This is a genomic window from Mesorhizobium sp. P2_A12 (genome assembly GCF_056405075.1).
On sequence record NZ_JBFUCU010000002.1, the window covers coordinates 339280 to 360490 of the forward strand.

Consider the following 21211-nt stretch of genomic DNA (forward strand, 5'->3'; position numbering starts at 1 on the left):
CGAGGGCAATCGCTTCCACTTTGGCAATACATAATCTCTATAAAATTACTCGAATTAAGCCAGAGTGCAATCTACCTTTCATCGCTCAGGAGAGATTTGTCGCCGTCTGCCGAAGCAGCGCGACGGGTCTCCGGAGCAGATTTGGAAGGAGGCCGGCATGGCTCGAGATCACATGATCCTCAGCGCATTTTTCTTCAACCCGCAGGGCGATCATCGGATGTCGTGGCGCCATCCGCGGGCACCGGGCCGGGAGGTGCTGGACTTCGATTTCTACCGCGATCTCGTGCAGGCGGCGGAACGCGCCAAGATCGACACCATCTTCGTCGCCGACCACGTGTCGATCTGGGATTCGGTCAAGAGCGGCGTCGCCCACTACGCCAATGCCCGCCTCGAGCCGCTGACGCTGCTGTCGGCGCTTGCCGGCGTGACCAGGCACATCGGCTTGATCACCACCGCGTCGAGTTCCTACAGCGAGCCCTACAATGTGGCGCGCATGTTCGCCTCGCTCGATCATATCAGCAAGGGCAGGGCGTCGTGGAACGTCGTCACCTCGGCCATGGATGAGGAGGCGCGCAATTTCGGCCGTGACGGCAACATCGAACATGCGTTCCGCTATGAGCGCGCGGCCGAATTCCTCGATATCGTCAAGGCGCTGTGGGACAGCTGGGAAGACGAGGCGCTGCTGATCGACAAGGCGTCTGGCTATTTCGCCGACCCCGACAAGGTCCACCCGATCGATCACAAGGGAAAGCACTTCAAGGTGCGTGGACCGCTCAACGTCTCGCGGCCGCCGCAGGGCCATCCGCTGATCGTCCAGGCCGGTTCGTCCGAGGACGGCAAGAACTTTGCCACCGCCCAAGCCGATGTGCATTTCGCCATCTTCAGCACAAGGGAAGACGGCATCAAGTATCGCCAGGACATCAACGAACGTCTCGCCCGTCACGGCAGGCGGCCGGAAAGCTTCAAGATCCTGCCTGGCATCCTGCCGATCGTCGCCGCCTCCGAGGCGGAAGGCCGGGAAAAGCAGGAGTATCTGCAGACCTTGCTTCCCGACCAGGTTGGCATCGACCTTCTGTCCAGCTGGAGCGGTATCGATCTCTCCGTCTATCCGCCGGACGGGCCGCTGCCGCAGCTGCCGGACGAGAGCACCTTCAATGGCGGACGTACATCGCTCAACCGGGTCAAGCAGTGGTCGAAGCAGAATCTCAGCCTGCGCGAGATTGCCCGCAAGCTCGCCAACAGCGGTTCGGTGCCGACCGTCGCCGGCACGCCCAAGCAGATCGCCGACCAGTTACAGGACTGGTTCGTCGCGGGTGCCGCCGACGGCTTCAACCTGATGTTCCCGCTGCTGCCCGAGGACTGGGTGAATTTCGCCGAGCAGGTGGTGCCGGAGCTGCAACGCCGCGGTGTGTTCCCGACCGAATACGCGCCGGGAACGCTGCGCGACCGCTTTGGGCTGGCGCGGCCCGCCAACCGCTTTGCCGAACAGCGCGACAATGCGCGCGCTGTGTCCTGACCCGGAGAACGATGATGACCGCCGCACCAAGACTGCAGCCTCGCGAAGCGACCGCGCCGCATCTCGTCAATGTCCTGCACAGCCCCAAGCGCGTGCGCGTCAAATTCGGCGGTCGTACCATCGCCGACAGCCGCAACGTGCTGGTGCTGCGCTCCAACCACTTCCTGCCGATCTATTTCTTCCCGGTGGCGTCGGTCGACGCGTCGGTGCTGAAGCCCTCGCTGCATCGCGAGCCGCACGCGGTCGGTGGCGAGACGGCCTACTGGGATATCGACACCGGTGACAGGCGAAGCGCCAACGCGGCCTGGTCGTTCGTGTCGCCGCCGGGTGAAAACCTGTCGCCGGTCGCCGGTCGCATCGCCTTCACCTGGAAGCTCGTCGACCAGTGGTTCGAGGAGGACGAAGAGGTCTTCGTCCATGCCCGCGATCCCTATGCGCGCATCGATGTGCTGCAAAGCTCCAGCCATGTGCAGGTCTGGTTCGACGGCGAGCCGATCGCCGACAGCCACCGCCCGGTGCTGCTGTTCGAGACGCATTTGCCGACGCGCTTCTACCTGCATCCCGATGACATCAATCTGGAGCGGCTGACGGCGTCTGCCACAACGACGCGATGTCCCTACAAGGGTATCGCTTCCTACTGGTCCGGCCTACTGAGCGACGGTTCGGTGCGCCCGGACATCGCCTGGAGCTACCGCGACCCGATCGCCGAAATGCCCAAGATCAAGGGCCTCGTCGCCTTCTACCCGCAGGCCGTGGATCGCATCCATCTCGACGGCGAACCCGTCGCATAGAGCATCTTTTCAATCTTCATTTCAGACAGGGGCTCAACATGACCAAACACAGAGATATCGACGCACTTCGCAATCTGTCGGGGGACATCTGGAATGTCGCCGTCGACGAATATCAGGGCGGCTTTCTCAAGCGCCGCGATCTGCTGAAATACGCAGCGCTGCTCGGCTTGACCGGGTTTGCCGCCTCGCAGGGACTTGGAGGCGCGCGCGCATCAGCCGCTGCCGGCGGCATTGTCCGCGTCGGGCTCGGCCAGCCGACCAAGGCGATCGATCCCGTCTCGGTCACCGATCCGGCCAGCATCGGGGTGATCAGCCAGGTCGGCGAATATTTGATCCTCGACGATCCCAAGGACGGGCTGCAGCCCAAGCTCGCTTTGTCGTGGGAGGCCGACGAGATGGCCAGCCGCTGGACCTTCAAATTGCGGCCGGGGGTGAAATTCCACGATGGCCGTGCGGTCACCGCCAAGGACGTGGTGGCGAGCTTCGAGCGGCTTGTCGATCCGGCCAGCGGCTCGTCGGCACTGTCGGCATACAAGGGCATCCTGTCCAAGGGCGGCGCCAAGCTGGTCGACGACGAAACCGTCGCCTTCGACCTCGACGGTCCGAACAGCAACTTCCCCTTCTATGTCTCCTCCGACGTCTACAACGCCGTCATCCTGCCGGCCGATTATGCCGGCGATTTCGAGAAGACCTTCAACGGCACCGGCCCGTTCAAGCTCGAATCCTTCCGTCCCAAGCAGGGCGCGAGCTTCGTGCGCAATCCGGATTACTGGGGCGACAAGGCTCTGCCTGACCGGGTCGAGATCAAGTTCTTCGACGATGAGCAGGCCCAGGTGCTGGCGCTGCAGGCCGGCCAGCTCGATGTCATCCCGAGCACGACGCGGCTGGAACTGGCGATTGAGGGCAATCCCAACTTCAAGCTCCTCAGCGTGCAGGCAAGCTCGCATGACCAGGTGCACCTGCGGACCGACCAGGCGCCGTTCACCGACAAGCGCATCCGTCGCGCGCTGGCGCTGACGCTTGATCGCGAGGCGATCGTAAAGGGGCTGCTGAAAGGCCGCGCCATCGTCGGCAACGACACCCCATTCGCGCCGATCTTCCCCTCCGCCGACCCGTCGGTGCCTCAGCGCAAGCAGGACATCGCCGAGGCCAAGCGGCTGCTGGGCGAGGCGGGCGTGCCGAACGGCTTCGAGGTGACGCTGACCACCGAGCGGGCCTATGACATTCCCGACTATGCGGTGATCATCCAGAACTTCGCCAAGAAGGCCGGCATCGACGTCAAGCTCAATGTCCTGCCGCAGGACGCTTATTATGGCTCTGCGACCTTCGGCAGCTCGCCCTGGCTGGATTCGGCTCTCGGCATCACCGATTACGGCCATCGCGGCACGCCCGACATCTTCCTCAACGCGACCCTGAAGAGTTCGGGGGCCTGGAACGCGGCGCATTTCAACAACCCGGCCTATGATGCTCTGCTGCTCGACTACTCAAAGGCACGCGACCTCAACGCCCAGCGCCTTGCCGCCGGCAAGATCCAGACCCTCCTGCTTGACGAAACGCCGGCGATCATCAGCTACTTCTCGCAGTACAGCAGGATCACCAGCACCAAGGTCGAGGGCGTCCGCTTCACGGCGATCTCGCACCTGCTGCTCGACCGCGTTACCTTCGTCCAGGCATGATGTTCGAGCGGGGAGATAGCGTCCCATTCCGATTGCATCGGGATGGGACTGGTTCAAGGCGAGGCAGCAGGACGCGATGGTGAGTGGCCGCACTGTGTCGGCGCGCGTGGGCACACTTCTGCTCACGCTATGGCTGGTCAGCATACTGGTTTTCTTTGCCGGGCAGGTTCTGCCCGGCGATGTCGGCCGCGTCATGCTCGGGCCCTTTGCCGATGCGCAGGCGGTGGCGGAACTGAACAAGCGGCTCGGTGCTGACCAGCCAGTTGTCGTCCAGTACTGGCGTTGGTTCAGCAACGCGCTCAACGGCGATTTCGGCACCTCGCTGTCGATGGGCGGACCGGTGGCGCCGTTCGTGCTGGAAAGCCTCAAGCGCTCCGCGGCACTTGCCGGGATCATCCTGGTTTTCCTTGTTCCGCTAGGGGTTGGCGCCGGCGTCGTCGCCGGTCTCAATGCGGGCCGCTTCATCGACCGGCTGATCGTGATGGCGGGCGTTTCCTTCGGCATTGTCCCGGACTTTGTGTCCGGCCTGATGCTGCTTATCGTTTTCGGCCTGTGGCTGAACTGGTTCCCGATCTCGGGTGTCGCGCCCGATGGCGCGGGCTTCTGGACGAATGGCTACTACTTGATCCTGCCGGCGCTGCCGCTGGTGCTGAACCTTGCCGGCTATATCGCCCGCATGACGCGGGCAGGCGTGATCGAGGCGATGGCGGCCGACTATACACGAACCGCCGTGCTGAAGGGGCTCGAGCGGCGCGAGATCATCTTTCGACATGCGCTGCGCAATGCGCTGACGCCGACCATCGCGGTGCTTGCGACCCAGACCGGCTATATGTTGGGCGGGCTGGTGGTGATCGAAGCGCTGTTCGGCATCCAGGGCCTTGGCAATCTGGTTCTGAACGCGGCCAAGTCGCGCGATTTCCCGATGCTCGAAGCCGGTGTGCTGGTGATGGCGGCAATATTCGTGCTGTCGGCGGCGGCAGGCGACCTCGTGCTGGCGCTGCTCGATCCGCGACAACGCCGAAGGGCTTCGTCATGACAGACCTGGCGGAGTTTCCCGCACCGCGGCGCACGGTGGTCGGCTTGGCGACAGCGCGCAGGATCCGCAACGCTTTTGCCGGACTGCCCCCGTCGATCGTGGTCGGTTCGCTGGTGCTGCTGTTCTGGATCGCGTGCGCGCTGTTCGGCAATCTTTTCGTTCCCTATGATCCCTTTGCCGAGGATTTTCTGGCGATGCTGACGCCGCCCGATGCCGTGCACTGGTTCGGAACCGACCAGCTCGGCCGTGACGTGCTGTCCCGCATCGTCGTCGGATCGCGCGATATCCTGCTGGTTGCGCCGCTGGCCACGCTTGCCGGCGTCACCGCCGGCAGCATCATCGGGCTGGTGCTCGGCTATTTCGACGGTCTTGTCGATGCCATCGGGGCGCGGCTGCTCGACACGCTGATGGCGTTTCCGTTCATCGTTCTCGTCACCATGACGCTTGTCGCGATCGGCCCATCGAACCTGACCGTTGTTCTGGTGATCGCCATCGCCTACGCGCCGCTGATGGCGCGGACCGTTCGGGCTGCCGTGCGCGAGCAGAAGCAGCGCGATTATGTCAGCGCCGCGCGGCTTGGTGGGGAGGGTGCTGTCGCCATCATGTTCCTGGAGATACTGCCCAATGTTCGGGAAACGATCCTCATCGAACTCGTCACCCGGCTGGGATACGCATTCTTCTCGATCGCCACGCTGAGCTTTCTCGGCCTCGGCATCCAACCGCCTTCCGCCGACTGGGGACTGGCCGTTGCCGACGGCTACGGCTTCCTCACCGGCGGCAAATGGTGGGTCGTCGTCTTCAATTCCGCGGCAATCGTCTCGCTGGTCATGGCGACCAATCTCATCGCACAAGGCATCGGCGCTTTTGAAAATAGTGATGTGTGAGCTTTGATGCTTCTCCGCGGGCGGCGGAGAGGGAAACCATCCTGTCACCATGATCGCCCTGTGACACCTGTGCGTTGAGCACCTGGGATGGGGCTCGACGCGATCCCTCGGCATCGCGATCCAGGTCCTTCCGCCGACGAAACCCTTCCCTCGTTGCCGCACGTTTCGACAGGCTTCATGGTGATGGCCGAACAGAGCCGTTGACGCTGGCCCCCTTTACCTCCTAGGATTAAATCAAATTGATTTACGTTACTCGCCCGAAGAGGCGGAAATGCCGATCAACAATGGGAGATGAAGTATGACTGCCAGGCTGCCAGACCCGCATATGCGCTCTCTGCAAGACCCGCCGAAGGCTGTTTCACGCCGGCGGCTGTTGATCGGCACGGCTTTCGTCGCCGCGACCATTGCCACGACTTTCTCCTTCGGCGCGCGGCCGGCGTCCGCCGAATCGGTGCTCGCCATGCACATCGAGGAACAGACGAGCTGGGTGCAGAACTTCAACCCCTTCGACCTTGGCGGGCGCCGCCAGAGCACGATGGATTTCGTCTACGAGCCGCTGGTCATCTTCAACGACTATGACAGCGGCAAGCCGATCTTCCGGCTGGCGACGGGCTACAAATTCTCCGACGATCAGAAATCGATCACCTACACGCTGCGCGACGGCGTCAAATGGTCCGATGGTCAGCCATTGACCTCGGCCGACATGAAATTCACGCTCGAGCTGATGCTGAAAAACCCGGCGGTCGACATTGTCGGCGTCGGCGGCAGCGTCGCGTCGGTCGAAGCGCCTTCGCCGACGGAGGTGAAGATCACGCTGAAGGACGTCGACACGCATTTCCCGGAATCGATGGCCGATTTCCCTGTCGTGCCCGAGCACATCTGGAAGGATGTCGCCGATCCGCTCGCCTTCAAGAACGAGAAGCCGATCGGCTCCGGCCCGATGACCGAGATCCGCCGCTTCACGCCGCAGGTCTACGAGCAGTGCCGTAACCCGAATTACTGGGACGCCGCCTCGCTGCATGTCGACTGCCTGAAGCTGCCGCAGATCTCCGGCAACGACCAGATGCTGGCATTGCTGCCGGAAAGCTCGATGGACTGGATCGGCTCGTTCCTGCCCGAGATCGACAAGACCTATGTCGCGCTCGACAAGGACCACAATGGCTACTGGCAGCCGCCGGCGGAAACCATCGCCTTCCAGGTGAACTTCAAGACCGCCAACCCGGCGCTGGCCGAGGCCTTCAACGACATCAATTTCCGCCACGCCTTCAGCCTCGTCATGGACCGCACGGCGATGGTGGACATTGCCGGCTTTGGCTATCCGGTGGTCAACCTGCACGCCAGCGGCCTGCCGCCGCGCTTCGACGCCTGGCGCAACAAGGCGGCCGAAGGCGACAAGGACGTATGGATGACCTACGACGTCGACAAGGCCGACAAGGTGCTTGACGACGCCGGCTACAAGAAGGGCGCCGACGGCATGCGCACCACGCCGAAGGGCCAGCCGATCGCCTTCTCTATCATCGTTCCCAATGGCTGGACCGACTGGATCGACGCCGTGCAGATCGCCACCGAAGGCCTGCGCAAGGCAGGCATCAACGCCTCGGTAGCAACACCGGAATACGAACAGTGGCAAAAGCAGATTCTCGACGGTTCGTTCGATGCGGTCATGAATTCCCGCGCCGACGGACCGACCCCGTTCCGCGGCTACTACCAGTCGCTGTCGACGGCCTTTGCCGGGCGCATCACCAGCGCGCCGTCGCGCTACTCCAATCCGGAGCTGGACAAGGTGTTCGACGCCTACCGCAAGGCGACCACCGACGAAGACCGCAAGAAGCTGTTCGACCAGGTGCAGGTGATCATCGCCGACAATTTCCCGGTCGTGCCGGTGTTCAACGGGCCGACCTGGTACCAGTATTCGAGCAAGCGCTTCACCGGCTGGGTGACCAAGGACGAACCGGTGATGAACCCTGAGAACCATGACAACAACCGCATGAGGTTGATGCATTTGCTGCGCCTGAAGCCGGTACAATAAGTCTGACGTAACGCCCTTCTTCCCGTGAAGGGAGAAGGGTCCGTGTCTCTGGCTCGGCGGCGGTCGCCGCGAGGCCGGATGCCGGACATGGCAAGACGCCTACAGCCGCTTCTTCGTCCGTCGCCTTTGGCGACAGCTTCTCCGCCGAACGGAGAAGGCAACCGAGCACAAGGAATAGCCGATGCGGATTCCTCTTCGACGGCTTGGGGTCTATTTTGTCGCCTTCCTGTTTGCCATCGTGATGAATTTCACCGTTCCTCGGCTGATGCCGGGAAGTCCGGTCGACGGCATGATCGCGCAGCTCGGACCGCGCGCGACACCGGCGGCGATCGAGGCGATCAAGGCCCGCTTCGGCGCCGTCGAACAGCCGATCCTCGGACAGTTCGTCGACTACATCACCGGCCTTGCCCGGTTCGATCTCGGCGTATCGGTGAAGTACTACCCGCAAACCGTCACCCAGGTTCTCGCCCGTTCGGCCGGCTGGACTGCCTTCCTGGTCACCACGGCGATCATCTTTTCCCTCTGCGTTGGAGTCTCCCTCGGCGCAGTGGCAGCCTGGCGGCGAGGCGGACGCTTCGATGCGTTCGTCTCGCCGTTTTCTGTTGTGCTGATCGCAATCCCGCCGGTCATCATCGGACTGGCGACCCTGTTCACCTTTGGCGTGACGCTGCGCTGGTTCCCGGTCGGCTATGCCTACAATCCCGACCTCGATCCGGGCCTGAACTTCACTTTTTTCGGCAGCGTATTCTGGCACGCGGTGATGCCGGTGCTGACGCTGTCGCCCTATCTGATCGGTGAATTCCAGACGACGATGCGCTCCTCGATGATCTCGGTGCTCGGCGAGGATTATGTCACCATGGGCCGCGCCAAGGGGCTCGGCGAGACCGCGGTGATGTTTTCCTATGCGGCGCGAAACGCGATGCTGCCGGTGCTGACCAATCTGGCGCTGATGCTGGGCGCGGTGTTCGGCGGCTCGATCGTCACCGAGATTGTCTTCAACTATCCGGGCCTGGGGCTGACGCTGTTCACCGCCAGTGTCGCGCGCGACTATCCGGTCATCCAGGGCCAGCTGTTGCTGATGACGATGGCGACGCTCGGCGCCAATCTGCTGGTCGACATCCTCTATGGTGTCGTCGATCCGCGCATCCGGGAGGAACGGGCATGAATTTCGGTTGGCAACTTCTCTGGCGGCAGAAGAAGGCCGTCGCCGGCCTGATCATCGTCGCCGCGCTCTGCCTGATGGCGCTCTTCGCACCCATCCTGGCACCGACCGATCCGGGCGAGCGGGTCGGCCGCTCGCACCAGCCGCCGACCGTCGAGCATTATTTCGGCACCACCAAGATGGGCCGCGACGTCTATGCGCAATTCGTCTGGGGTGCGCGCCCGTCGCTGGCGGTCGGTTTTGCCACCGGCCTGTTCATCACCGCACTTGGCACCATCATTGGGCTGGTCGCCGGTTATTTCGGCGGCCGCACCGATGCGACGCTGGACCTGATCACCAATGCGGTGCTGGTCATCCCCAACATCCCGCTCTTGATCCTGCTTGCCTCCTTCGCCGGCACGGTCGGTCCGGTCGCCATCATGATGATCATCGCGCTGACCTCGTGGCCGTGGGGGGCGCGCATGACGCGGTCGCAGGCGATGGCGCTCAGGAACCGCGAGTTCGTCACTGCGGCGCGCATGGTCGGCGAGCCATCCTGGCGCATCATCTTCGTCGAGATCCTGCCCAATCTGGTGCCGCTGATCGGCATCAACATCGTCGGCTCGATCATCTACGCCATCGTCGCGCAGACGACGCTCGAATATCTCGGCTTCGGCGATCCGCTCAACGTCACCTGGGGGACGATGCTCTACAATGCGCAGAATTCCTCCGCCATCATCGTCGGTGCCTGGTGGGACATCGGCGCGCCTGCCGCCGGTATCGCGCTTGTCGGGTTGGGTCTGGCGCTGTTGAACTTCACCTTCGACGAGATCGCCAATCCACAGTTGCGCTCCGGCCCGGCGCTCAGCCGCTGGCTGCGGCTCAGCCGGCTGCGCAAGCGCGAACTGGAGGCGGCACGGTGAACGAGGCGCTGCTGCAGATCCGCGACCTCAGCGTCGACTATCTCCTAGACAAGGGCGCTTTCCGCGCGGTCAAGAACGTGTCCTTCGACATCGGCCGTGGCGAACTGTTCGGGCTCGCCGGCGAATCCGGCTGCGGCAAGAGCACGATCGCCTACGCCATCACCCGGTTGGCCAAGGCGCCGGCCTGGGTGGCGGGCGGCGAGATCCTGCTCGACGGCCAGGATCTTTTGAAGCTGCCGGAAAGCCGGCTGCAGGAGGTGCGCTGGCGGCGGATCGGCATGGTGTTCCAGAGCGCGATGAATTCGCTCAATCCGCTGATGCGGGTCGAGGCGCAGTTCCACGACGTGCTGCGCCGGCATACCGGCTCGTCGCGCGAAAGATCGCGGGCGCGCGCCGAAGAGATGTTCAAGCTGGTCGGCATCCCGGCCAGCCGGCTGACCGACTATCCGCACCAGTTCTCAGGCGGCATGCGCCAGCGCATCGTCATCGCCATCTGCCTGGCGCTGAAGCCGGAGCTGATCATCATGGACGAACCGACGACCGCGCTCGATGTGGTCGTGCAGCGCGAAATCCTCGAACAGGTCATCGACCTGCAGCGCGGCTATGGGTTCTCGGTGCTGTTCATCACCCATGACCTGCATTTGATGGCGCAGCTCTGCCACCGCATCGGGGTGATGCTGAAGGGCGAACTGGTCGAAGTCGGCGATGTCAGGCAGGTCAGCCGCGCGCCGGCGCACGACTACACGCGAAAGCTCTGGGGCGCGATCCCGCAACTACCCGGCCATCCCCCCGTGAAGGACGCGATCGCATGAATGCCGTGACGACTATTCCCCCGGCAGCCATCGCGGCCGAGCCGATCGTCAGGCTGGACGGCATCGAGCGCAGCTTCGGCCTGGTGCAGGCGTTGCGCGGTGTCTCGCTGTCGCTGAAGGGCGGCCATGCGCTGGCGCTGGTTGGCGAATCCGGCTGCGGCAAGACCACCTGCGCCCGCATCATCGCGCGCATGGACACGCCGACCGGCGGCGAGATGCTCTACCGCGGCCGCAACATCACGCGGACCGGCACGGCCGCCGAGGAAAAGGCCTACCGCCGCGCCGTGCAGATGGTGTTCCAGGATCCGTTCGCCTCGCTCAACCCGGTGTTTTCGGTACAGCATCATCTGGCGCGACCGCTGGCGCTGCATGGCCACGCCAGGAGCAAAGCGGAACAAGTGCAGGGAGTCGCCGATCTCCTCAGTTGGGTCGGCCTCGAGCCGGCGCTGACCGCGCACAAGTTTCCGCATGAACTGTCGGGAGGCCAGCGCCAGCGCGTCAACATCGCGCGAGCGCTCGCCGTGCAGCCCGACGTGCTGGTCGCCGACGAGCCGACCTCGATGCTCGATGTCTCGATCCGCCTCGGCATCCTCGAACTCCTGGCGCGCATCAAACAGGAACGCCAACTGGCGCTACTCTACATCACACATGACATCGCCACCGCCGCCCATGTCGCCGAAGAGGTGATCGTGATGTTCGCCGGCCAGATGGTCGAGTGGGGTGACACACTCTCGGTGATCGGCGATGCCCGCCATCCCTACACGCAGCTGCTGCTTTCGGCGGTGCCGGATCCCGACCGGCCGTTCGTGGCTGGCGACAGCGCACGCTTTCTCGGGCACGCCGAGGAGGTGCGACGCCTGAGCCGGCCATCCTCGACTGAGGTCAAACAGGTCGGCCCCAACCATTTCGTGTGCGCGCTTGGCGCGGTGTCCTGAAATCAACGCCATAGGGTCTCCATGGATTATCTGGTCAATCTTTCGCTGCTTTCGCCCGATCCCGAACTCGATGCGCGTGTCCGCCGTGCCGCCGTCACCATTCGCCGGGCGTTGGCGCCGGAACTCGAACTGGTGACTGGCTGGGTGCGGCAAACCTTCAACGCCGGCTGGTCGAGCGAGACGACGGTGGCATTTTCGCGCCAGCCGGCCTCGTGCTTCCTGGCGACACGCGACGGCGAGCTGGTCGGCTTTGCCGTCTATGATTCGATCGCGCGTGGCTTCTTCGGCCCGACCGGCATCGGCGAGGCCGCGCGCGGCGCCGGCATCGGCCACGCGCTGCTGCTGGCGACGCTGCTCGACATGCGGGTCATGGGCTATGGCTACGCCATCATCGGCGATGTCGGTCCGTCCGAATTCTACGAGCGCACCGTCGGCGCGACGCAGATCCCGGACTCCGAACCCGGGGTCTATGCCGGCCTGCTCAACACCCATCCCTGATCTCTCGTTCGAAAGCTTGTCATGACGCTTCAATCCAAATCCGCATTCCGTCTGGAAACGACCTGGGCACCGGCCACCGCCACCGACAAGCTCGCCTATTCGCTGACGCTCACCAATTTGTCGTCGAAGGCCATCGAAGGGTTTCGGCTGTGCGTCAGCGGCCCGGCCCGCATCGATCCGGCCGTCACCGTCGAAGGCGGCAGGCTTTCGGAACGGCTGTCCAACCATTCCGAATTCGCGCCGCCAGACGGTTTCGTGCTGCAGCCGCGTGAGACATGGACCGTCACCGCGCATGGGCTGAGCTATCCGCTGCGGCACTGGACCGACGGCGCCACCGCTGCCTACCTCGTGCTTGCCGATGGCACCGTGGCCCCAGTTGCGTTGGCTCCGACCAAGGCGATCGGCGACAATGCGGTGTTGAAGCGCGGCGCCGAAATCTATCCGGTGCCCGCGCAGGCGCCCGTGCCGGTTTCGATCATACCGTGGCCGCGCACCGTTTCCGTCTCCGGCCGACGCGCTGTTCCGCAAGGTTTGGTACTTCGGCCGAAGGGAACGGCAGCCGCCGATGCCGCCGGCGCGTTCGGTGACCTTGTCGACAGCCTGTTCGCCGTCGAAGGCATTGTGCGCAACGAGGCCGAAGGCGGCTTGCCGGTCGATCTCGGCATCGCGGACGGATTTGGACCGGAGGCCTATGGGATCCGCTTTTCAGCCGATGGCGTCGCGGTTTCGGCGAGCACGAAAACCGGATTGTTCTACGGGTTGGTCACGCTCGGCCAAATCCTGCGCGGGGCGCGATCGCACCCCGAGACGTTTCTGTTCCCGGCCGAAGGCGAAATCCGCGATGAGCCGGCGCTGGGCTGGCGCGGCACGCATCTCGACGTCGCCCGGCAGTTCTACGCAACGGCCGAGGTCAAGACTTTCCTGCGCATCCTTGCCTGGAACAAGCTCAACCGGTTCCACTGGCATCTGTCCGACGACGAGGCGTGGCGGGTCGAGATATCAGCCTATCCGGAGTTGACGAAGGTCGGCGCGTGGCGCGGCCATGGGTTGCCAGTGCCGCCTTTGCTGGGTTCGGGTCCCGAGCCGAGCGGCGGCTACTACACCAAGGCTGCCGTGCGCGAGGTCGTTCAACTGGCCGGCCAACTCGGTATCGAGGTGGTGCCGGAGATCGACGTACCGGGGCATTGTTATGCGATGCTGCAGGCGATGCCGGAGCTGCGCGATCCCGGCGAGAGCGGCGAGTATTTCTCGGTGCAGGGGTTTCCCAACAATTGCATCAATCCGGCACGACCGGAGACCTACATTGTGCTGGAAAAAATCCTCGACGAACTGATCGAGCTGTTTCCGTTCAAGACCATCCATGTTGGCGCCGACGAGGTGCCGCTGGGCGCCTGGTCCGGTTCGCCGCAGGCGCTGGCGCGGCTCACCGAGGTTGGCGCCGAGGGGCTGGCGGCCGCGCATGCCAAGCGCCTCAACGTGGTCACCAACACGCACGGCGCCGATGAGATCGACGGCTCGGGCGCGGCGGTGCTGCAGGCCGAGTTTCTCAAGCGCATACAATCGTTCCTTGCGTCTCGCGGCTGCGTCACCGGCGGCTGGCAAGAGGCGGCGCACGGCAATGTCATCGACAAGCAGAAAAGCTACCTCTGCGGCTGGCGAACGGTCGAAGCCTCGGCCGCACTTGCCGGCGAGGGCTACGCGATGGTGGTGTGCCCCGGCCAGGTCTATTACCTCGACATGGCCAACAGCCCGGCCTGGTCGGAACCGGGTGCGGCCTGGGCCGGCTGGTCCGACCCGGAAAAACTGTACGGATTCGATCCTGTCGAGGGCTGGACGGACGCGCAGAAGACGAAGCTGCTCGGCGTGCAGTGCTGTATCTGGTCGGAGCCGATGACCGACCGCGCCGTCTTCGACCGGCTGGTGTTTCCCCGCATCTCGGCGCTGGCGGAAACCGGCTGGACGCAGCCGGAGAAAAAATCCTGGGAGCGGTTCAAGGCGCTGGCCGGGCTGATGCCGGTGCTCTACTGGGCGACCTAGGAACTCCCGTTCGCCTAGCCGGCGTGCGGCTTTTGCAGGACGTCGAACTGCGGGTTGGTCTCGGAGAAGATCGGCAGCGCGGCAGCACCAAGAACCGAAGTGTCCTTGCCGGCGGCGCCGACAAGCACMCGCGGCACGGTGCGGGCGCTGGTCGAGCTGACCGAGAGGTACAACGGGTCGAGCCGGCTGGCCAGGAGCTCGATGACGCCGACCGGCATGAAACCGCCGAGGACCACGGTTTCGGGATCGAGCGCGAGTTCGAGCATGTTGATCGCCTGGCGCAGCGGATCGATTGCTTGGACTACCCACGCTTCCAGACTGTCGCCTTTGGCCAGCAATGTCTGGAGCAATTCCGGCGAGGCATGATCGGGATCGGGGATTTCCAGGCACTCATAGGCGGCGCGCAACGAGACATAGCGTTCGAGACAGCCGCGCTTGCCGCAGCCGCATTCGAGGCCGCCGGGCTTGACGATCATGTGGCCGATCTCGCCGGCATTGTGGCGGCTGCCCTTGTAGAGATGGCCGTCCAGGAACAGGCCGGCGCCAAGGCCGGTGCCGATGAACAAATAAACGAAGCTGCCGAGGTTGCGGGCAACGCCATAGAGCCGCTCGCCGATGGCAGCAGCGGTGGCATCGTTCTCAACCGTTACCGGAATGCCGGTCAGCCGCTGCAATTCTTCGGCGACGGGGAAATCCTGCCAGCCGGGCAGCGCTGTCGGCCCGACCGAGGTCATGCCCTCGACGTCGAACGGGCCTGGCATCGCCATGCCGATGCCAAGCAGGCGGCCGCGGTCGAAACGAAACTTGCGCATCAGGTCGCCGGCTATCGCGGCCAGCAAGGGCATTGCCTGCGCCGGCGTCGGCCGGTCGACCGGGCGCTCGATGCGGGCGCGAACCGTGCCGGAGAGATCGGTGATGACGCCGACAGCCAGCTGGTGGTCGAGCTGCAGACCGATCGAATAGCCGCCGTCGGGATTGATCGAGTAGGGCACCGCCGGCTGGCCGCGTGCGCCCTTCAGCGTGGCTTGCGCGCGAAGCAGCTGTTCCCGCTCGAGTTCCTCGACGATGTTGGAGATGGTCTGCGTGCTCAGCGCCGTCAGGCGTGCGATCGCTGCCCGCGACAAGGCACCGTTGGTCCTGATCGCTTCGATCACGACGCGGCGATTGTGTGACTTGGCCTGTTCGAGATTGGTGCCAGCGATGGCTTTTCTAGGGGGCATGTGCGCGTTACCAACGAACCTTCTGCAGAAAACAAATCAAGTTGATTTAATTATATGCAATTGTAGCTACCACTTCTAGCGGGTTTCGCAATGACAGCGCCATCGTGCCACGCGCGGATCAGCATTATTTGATGCGATCAGCGTAGCCGGACGACGCCGAGATCGGCGAGCAACGGCTTTGCATTCCATCCGCCACTTCCATATATCGCAAGGCATGAAAAAAATCGGTTTCCTGTCATTCGGGCACTGGGCGCCCTCATCGCAATCACAGACGCGGTCGGCATCGGACGCACTGCTGCAGTCCATCGACCTCGCCGTCGCCGCAGAGCAACTTGGCGCGGACGGCGCCTATTTCCGCGTTCATCATTTCGCTCGTCAGCTTGCGTCGCCGTTCCCGCTGCTGGCGGCCGTTGGCGCGAAGACCAGCCGGATCGAAATCGGCACCGCGGTCATCGACATGCGCTACGAAAATCCGCTCTACATGGCCGAGGACGCCGGTGCTGCCGACATCATCGCCGGCGGCCGCCTGCAGCTTGGCATCAGCCGCGGCTCGCCGGAGCAGGTGATCGACGGCTGGCGCTACTTCGGCTACGCCCCGGCGGAAGGACAGAGCGACGCCGACATGGCGCGGCATCACGCCGAAGTCTTCCTCGATACGCTGCGGGGCGAGGGGTTCGCACAGCCCAATCCACGGCCGATGTTCCCCAATCCGCCCGGCCTGCTGCGGCTCGAGCCGCATTCGGAGGGCTTGCGGGAGCGGATCTGGTGGGGCGCGGCCACCAACGCCACTTCGGAATGGGCGGCGAAACTGGGCATGAACCTGCAGAGTTCGACGCTCAAATTCGACGAGAGCGGCAAGCCGTTCCACATCCAGCAGGCCGAGCAGATCCGGGTCTACCGCGAGGCCTGGAAGGCGGCCGGCCATCAGCGCGAGCCGCGCGTGTCGGTCAGCCGCAGCATCTTTGCGCTGGTCGACGATCGCGACCGCGCCTATTTCGGGGGTGGCAACCAGAGCAGCGACCAGATCGGCTTCATCGAGGAGAACACCAGGGCGATCTTCGGGCGCAGCTACGCCGCCGAGCCGGATGTGCTCATCAAGGAATTGGCACAGGACGAGGCGATCGCCGAGGCCGACACGCTGCTGCTCACCGTGCCCAACCAGCTCGGCGTCGACTACAATGCCCATGTCATCGAGGCGATCCTGACCAACGTCGCTCCGGCGCTGGGCTGGCGCTGACACCGATCGATCAAGGCGGACTGCTACAGGGAGGACAACATGCCGAAGAGAGCCTTGATCGCCTGGGGAGGTTGGCAAGGGCATACGCCGGAACAGAGCGCGAAAATCGTGCGCACCCTGCTGGAACGCAACGGTTTCAACGTTACGCTGGGCGAGGGCACGGCGATGTTCGCCGATCCGAAGCTCAGCGCATTCGATCTCATCGTGCCCGTGATCACGATGTCGACGATCGAAAAGGCCGAACTTCAGAACCTGGTTCTCGCGGTTCGCCAGGGCAGCGGCCTTGGCGGATTTCACGGCACGATGTGCGACAGTTTCCGCAACGAAACCGATTATCAGTTCATGACCGGCGGCCAGTGGGTCGCGCATCCCGGCGACATCATCGACTATACGGTCGCCGTCACCAGGCCGGATGATCCGATCACAAGCGGCGTCAGTGATTTCGCCTACCGATCGGAGCAATATTACATGCATGTCGATCCGGGCAACGAAGTGCTGGCCACAACCACCTTCACCGACCAGCATTTTCCGGGAATAGGCGGCGTCGTGATGCCGGTGGTCTGGAAGCGTCGCTATGGGGCTGGAAAGGTCTTCTACAGCGCGCTGGGTCACAATGCCGACGAGTTCGCGGTGCCGGAAATGGCCCTGATCGTCGAGCGCGGCCTTGTCTGGGCCGCCCGCTAGATTGGTTGCGGAAGGGAGGACGGGACCTTGACGGTATCGGTTAAAGACCTGCCCCTGCACACGCCGATCGATGGCCGGCACCGCAAGATGCTGATCGATGGCGCCTGGTGCGACGCGCTCGGTGGCCGGACTTTCGAGACACGCAATCCCGCCACCGGCGCCGTGATCGGCACGGTGCCGCTCTCCGATTCAAGCGATGTCGACCTCGCGGTGGCGGCGGCGCGGCGCGCCTTCGATGGGCCGTGGAGCCGGTTCAAGCCCTATGAGCGGCAGGTGCTGCTGCTCAAGATCGCCGACCTGATGGAGCGTCACTGGGAGGAGATCGCGCTTTCCGACACGACGGACATGGGCATGCCCATCGTGCGCACGCTGGCCAACAAGAACCGCGTGCTTGGCATGCTGCGCTTCTATGCCGGCATGGCGACGTCGATCCATGGCCACACGATTGGCAATTCGCTGCCGGGCGAGATCGTCTCCTACACCCGCAAGGAGCCTGTCGGCGTGGTCGGCGCGATCATTCCCTGGAATGCGCCGACAGCCGCGTCGATCTGGAAGATCGGCCCAGCGCTGGCAGCCGGCTGCACCATCGTGCTGAAGCCTTCCGAGGAAGCGCCGCTGACGCCGCTGTTGATCGGCGCGCTGATGATGGAGGCCGGCGCGCCTCCCGGCGTTGTCAACGTCGTCACCGGCACCGGCGCGGAAGCCGGCGCGCCGCTCGCCGCCCATATGGACGTCGACAAGATCGTCTTCACCGGCTCCACAGTGACCGGCCAGAGCATCCTGCGCGCGTCGGCCGGCAATATGAAGCGTGTTTCGCTGGAACTCGGCGGCAAGTCGCCGGTCATCGTCTGTGCCGACGCGGATCTCGAGCGCGCCGTGCCGATAGCGGCAATGTCAGTCTTCGCCAATTCCGGCCAGATCTGCATCGCCGGGTCGCGGCTGTTCGTCGAACGGCCGATCTACGAGGAATTTATCGAGCGGGTCTCGGCCTATGCGGCAAAACTCAGGATCGGCGACGGCGCCGACCCTGAAACCGAGATCGGGCCGCTGATTTCGCCCAAGCAGCTCGAACGCGTCGCCGGCTTCATCGAGGACGGCACCAGGCAAGGTGCCCGGCTGGTCACCGGCGGCAACCGCATCACCGAAGGCGGACTCGGTGTGGGCAATTTCATGGCGCCCAGTGTGTTCTCAGGCGTTACCGACGACATGCGTATCGCCCGGGAAGAGATATTCGGCCCAGTGATTTCGGCGCTGCCCTTCGACACACTGGACGAGGTGGTGCGGCGCGGCAACGACACGCCCTTTGGGCTGGGTGCGGGCGTGTTCACCCGCGACGTCGGCAAGGCGCACCAGCTGGCAAACCGCCTGCGCGCCGGCTCCGTCTGGGTCAACACCTATCACGCGATCGACCCCGCGGTGCCCTTTGGCGGCTACAAGATGAGCGGCTACGGACGAGAAGGTGGCGCCGAGCATCTCGACGAATATCTCAATACCAAGGGAGTCTGGATCAGGACGGACTGAGAGACCGTTTGGAACTCTACTTCTACGTCAAGGCGAAGGTGGCGCTCTACGGCGCCACCCTCTGTCCTGCCGGACATCTCCCCCACGGGTGGGGAGATTGGAAGTTTCCGCGCCAGCTCTCTTCCAGCCACGTTGAAGATTGGCGAAGGCCCTGGTGTCTCCCCCCGTGTGGGGGAGATGTCCGGCAGGACAGAGGGGGGCGCGAAGGAACTCGACAGCAGGTGCTGGCTCTTCACCCCTCCGTTCACCCGATGCCGCCCGTCACAACGTAGGCGCCGGCGGTGCGGCCATCCTCCAGCCGCACGACCGCTGTCACGATCGAGCCATACGAGCCGCGCCAGACGCTGTGGAAGCGGTGATGCTCGGCAGTCGGGACAAGCGCACTCTCGCTGAAGCGCGCGCCGCTTCGCTGCAGCGTGACGGCCTCTCCGTTGACGTGCACCTGGATGCTTGCCGTATCGGTCGCTTCGCCAGGCAGGTCGAGCGTGATGACAATCTCGTCCTGATTACCCGAAGCCCGCGTCTCGGCGGCAAGCGTGATGGCGAGCGGTGGCGCCTTGCTTTTCGAGGCTTGGCCGGGACGGCTTGGAAAGACATCGTCGGCCAATTCGGGCGTGCGCGGAGGACGGGTGCGGCGCTGAGTGGAGCGCTCGAAATCGCCGGCCATGCGCAGCAGCCTTTCGTCATCATAGGCCTTGCCGGCAAAAGTTAGGCCGACCGGCATGCCGATGTCGGCCATCGTTCCCATCGGTACGGTGACGGTCGGAATTCCGAAATGGCGCCAGACCAGATTGCCGTTGGCGACCCAGGTGCCATTGCGCCAGGCAAGGGCGGCCGACGGCTCGTTGACATCGGCGTCGGCCGGCCCGACATCGGCGGCGGCGGGCAGCACCACGGCATCGATGGCGTGTAAGTCCAGCCAGTCCTCGAAATCGATCCGCCGTGTTGCCTCGAGTCCCTTCAGGCCGTCCTCGATCGTCGGAATCTCCGTGACTGATGTGACGCCGGATCGCGCCCGCTCGACATATTCCGAAAGGTCGAAGCCGCCCTCATAGCGGTCGGGCAGCGTGCCCGGCGGCTGCGGGAAGATTTTCGTGCCATCGACCGAGATGAGACCGGGAAGCGCGGGGTCGGCATTGGCGCGCAGAAAATCGTCCCAACCCCAGATGCAGAGATCCCAGATTTCGCGATCGGCGAAGTCCGGTGGCACCAGCCCGCGCTCGACCATGGTGCGCGAGCCGGGGCGGTCGCGCTCGTAGTTGGAGACGACGGGAAAATCGACCTCGATTACCTCGGCGCCTAGCCGCGTGAGATCCGCCGCCGCCTGTTCCCACAGGGCAAGCACCGAAGCGCGGGTCTCGATCGGCCGATCCGCCCTGCTGTCGCGGGCGATATACATTTTGGGCACGCCGAGCCGCATGCCTTTCAGCGACCCCTCAAGCGTCAGGTCGGTATAGCGTTGCGGCCGCACATCGGAGCATTTCGGCAGCTTGACCCAAGGCTGCGCGCGCCAGAAATCGCCTCGTCTCTCAGGGTCGTCGGCAACGATCACTTCGAGCAGTTCAAGTAGGTCTGGCACGCTGCGGGTATGCGGCACCACGACATCCATGGTCGGCACCAGCGGCCAGTTGCCGCGCACCGAAATGACGCCGCGCGACGGCGTGTAGGCGACCAGCGCGTTGTTGGTGGCCGGCGCCCGGCCGGACGACCAGGTTTCCTCGCCAAGCCCGAAGGCGCAGAAGTTGGCTGAGGTCGCCGTGCCGGAGCCGTTGGACGAGCCCGACGCGAAGGCGGCGGTCAGGAAGTCGGCATTGTAGGGGCTTTCGGCGCGGCCATAGACGCCGCGCTGCATGCCGCCATTGGCCATTGGCGGCATGTTGGTGAGGCCGATCAGCACCGCGCCGCCGGCGCGCAGCCGGGCGATGGTGAAGGCGTCCTCGTTGGCGACGAGATGCTCGAAGGCCGGCGAGCCGGCGGCCACCGTCAGGCCGGCGACCTTGTAGCTGTCCTTGGCGGTGTAGGGGATGCCGTCAAGCGGTCCGAGCACGGTGCCGTTGCGGCGGCGCCGGTCGGAAGCGGCGGCCTCCTCGAACATCGTTGGGTTGAGCACCGGGACAGCATTCAGCGTGATGCCGTGGCGGTCGAAATGCGCGATGCGCCTGAGATACGCTCCGACCAGTTCGACGCTGGTCACCGTGCCCTCGTCGAGCGCGCGGCGCAATTGGTCGATCGTCGCTTCGACTAGATAAAGGCTGGCATCGGTCATCGCTG

17 protein-coding genes are annotated in these 21211 nt (G+C 64.3%); 15 read left to right on the forward strand and 2 right to left on the reverse strand.

What is annotated here, in order from left to right; all coding sequences use genetic code 11:
* Positions 1 to 157: 157 nt before the first annotated feature.
* From AC1DZU_RS06420 to AC1DZU_RS06475, 12 genes are all read left to right on the forward strand, one after another.
* Entirely contained in the window at positions 158 to 1516 is a 1359-nt protein-coding gene (locus AC1DZU_RS06420; RefSeq protein WP_477282828.1) for an LLM class flavin-dependent oxidoreductase, read from the forward strand.
* A 14-nt stretch (positions 1517 to 1530) separates the two neighbouring features.
* Positions 1531 to 2307, forward strand: a complete 777-nt coding sequence (locus AC1DZU_RS06425; RefSeq protein WP_477282830.1) for a DUF427 domain-containing protein — start codon at positions 1531 to 1533, stop codon at positions 2305 to 2307.
* Between the two features lie 38 nt (positions 2308 to 2345).
* A complete protein-coding gene (locus tag AC1DZU_RS06430) occupies positions 2346 to 3983 on the forward strand; it encodes an ABC transporter substrate-binding protein (RefSeq protein WP_477282832.1) in 1638 nt (545 codons plus the stop codon).
* A 76-nt stretch (positions 3984 to 4059) separates the two neighbouring features.
* Positions 4060 to 5019, forward strand: a complete 960-nt coding sequence (locus tag AC1DZU_RS06435) for an ABC transporter permease (RefSeq protein ID WP_477282834.1) — start codon at positions 4060 to 4062, stop codon at positions 5017 to 5019.
* Entirely contained in the window at positions 5016 to 5903 is an 888-nt protein-coding gene (locus AC1DZU_RS06440) for an ABC transporter permease (protein ID WP_477282836.1), read from the forward strand. Before AC1DZU_RS06435 ends, AC1DZU_RS06440 begins: the two co-directional genes overlap by 4 nt.
* A gap of 298 nt (positions 5904 to 6201) precedes the next feature.
* The gene (locus AC1DZU_RS06445) at positions 6202 to 7932 is read left to right on the forward strand and encodes an ABC transporter substrate-binding protein (RefSeq protein ID WP_477282838.1); all 1731 of its coding nucleotides are present in this window, start codon (positions 6202 to 6204) and stop codon (positions 7930 to 7932) included.
* A gap of 181 nt (positions 7933 to 8113) precedes the next feature.
* Complete coding sequence (locus AC1DZU_RS06450; RefSeq protein WP_095091099.1) at positions 8114 to 9097, forward strand: ABC transporter permease; 984 nt, start codon at positions 8114 to 8116, stop codon at positions 9095 to 9097.
* The gene (locus tag AC1DZU_RS06455) at positions 9094 to 9996 is read left to right on the forward strand and encodes an ABC transporter permease (RefSeq protein ID WP_477282840.1); all 903 of its coding nucleotides are present in this window, start codon (positions 9094 to 9096) and stop codon (positions 9994 to 9996) included. Before AC1DZU_RS06450 ends, AC1DZU_RS06455 begins: the two co-directional genes overlap by 4 nt.
* Entirely contained in the window at positions 9993 to 10808 is an 816-nt protein-coding gene (locus AC1DZU_RS06460) for an ABC transporter ATP-binding protein (RefSeq protein ID WP_477282842.1), read from the forward strand. Before AC1DZU_RS06455 ends, AC1DZU_RS06460 begins: the two co-directional genes overlap by 4 nt.
* Positions 10805 to 11743 (forward strand): ABC transporter ATP-binding protein, encoded by a 939-nt coding sequence (locus tag AC1DZU_RS06465; RefSeq protein ID WP_477282844.1) that lies wholly within the window; start codon positions 10805 to 10807, stop codon positions 11741 to 11743. The genes AC1DZU_RS06460 and AC1DZU_RS06465 overlap by 4 nt, the downstream gene beginning before the upstream one ends.
* Before the next feature lie 21 nt (positions 11744 to 11764).
* Positions 11765 to 12241 carry a GNAT family N-acetyltransferase gene (locus tag AC1DZU_RS06470; protein ID WP_477282846.1) on the forward strand — a complete coding sequence of 159 codons (477 nt, stop codon included), beginning with the start codon at positions 11765 to 11767 and terminating at the stop codon, positions 12239 to 12241.
* 21 nt (positions 12242 to 12262) lie between these two features.
* Entirely contained in the window at positions 12263 to 14278 is a 2016-nt protein-coding gene (locus tag AC1DZU_RS06475; protein WP_477282849.1) for a beta-N-acetylhexosaminidase, read from the forward strand.
* 14 nt (positions 14279 to 14292) lie between these two features.
* On the opposite strand, the gene AC1DZU_RS06480 is transcribed toward AC1DZU_RS06475, so the two are convergent.
* Complete coding sequence (locus AC1DZU_RS06480; RefSeq protein WP_477282851.1) at positions 14293 to 15498, reverse strand: ROK family transcriptional regulator; 1206 nt, start codon at positions 15496 to 15498, stop codon at positions 14293 to 14295.
* A gap of 214 nt (positions 15499 to 15712) precedes the next feature.
* Between AC1DZU_RS06480 and AC1DZU_RS06485 the strand changes: the two genes are divergently transcribed.
* From AC1DZU_RS06485 to AC1DZU_RS06495, 3 genes are all read left to right on the forward strand, one after another.
* Complete coding sequence (locus AC1DZU_RS06485) at positions 15713 to 16735, forward strand: LLM class flavin-dependent oxidoreductase (RefSeq protein WP_477282853.1); 1023 nt, start codon at positions 15713 to 15715, stop codon at positions 16733 to 16735.
* Positions 16736 to 16774: 39 nt separating this feature from the next.
* Entirely contained in the window at positions 16775 to 17419 is a 645-nt protein-coding gene (locus tag AC1DZU_RS06490; protein WP_477282855.1) for a ThuA domain-containing protein, read from the forward strand.
* A gap of 87 nt (positions 17420 to 17506) precedes the next feature.
* The gene (locus tag AC1DZU_RS06495; protein WP_477283271.1) at positions 17507 to 18940 is read left to right on the forward strand and encodes an aldehyde dehydrogenase family protein; all 1434 of its coding nucleotides are present in this window, start codon (positions 17507 to 17509) and stop codon (positions 18938 to 18940) included.
* A gap of 244 nt (positions 18941 to 19184) precedes the next feature.
* Here AC1DZU_RS06495 and AC1DZU_RS06500 read toward each other — a convergent pair whose 3' ends face one another.
* Positions 19185 to 21206, reverse strand: coding sequence for an amidase (locus tag AC1DZU_RS06500; protein ID WP_477282857.1), 2022 nt, complete (start codon positions 21204 to 21206; stop codon positions 19185 to 19187).
* Between the last annotated feature and the right edge of the window lie 5 nt (positions 21207 to 21211).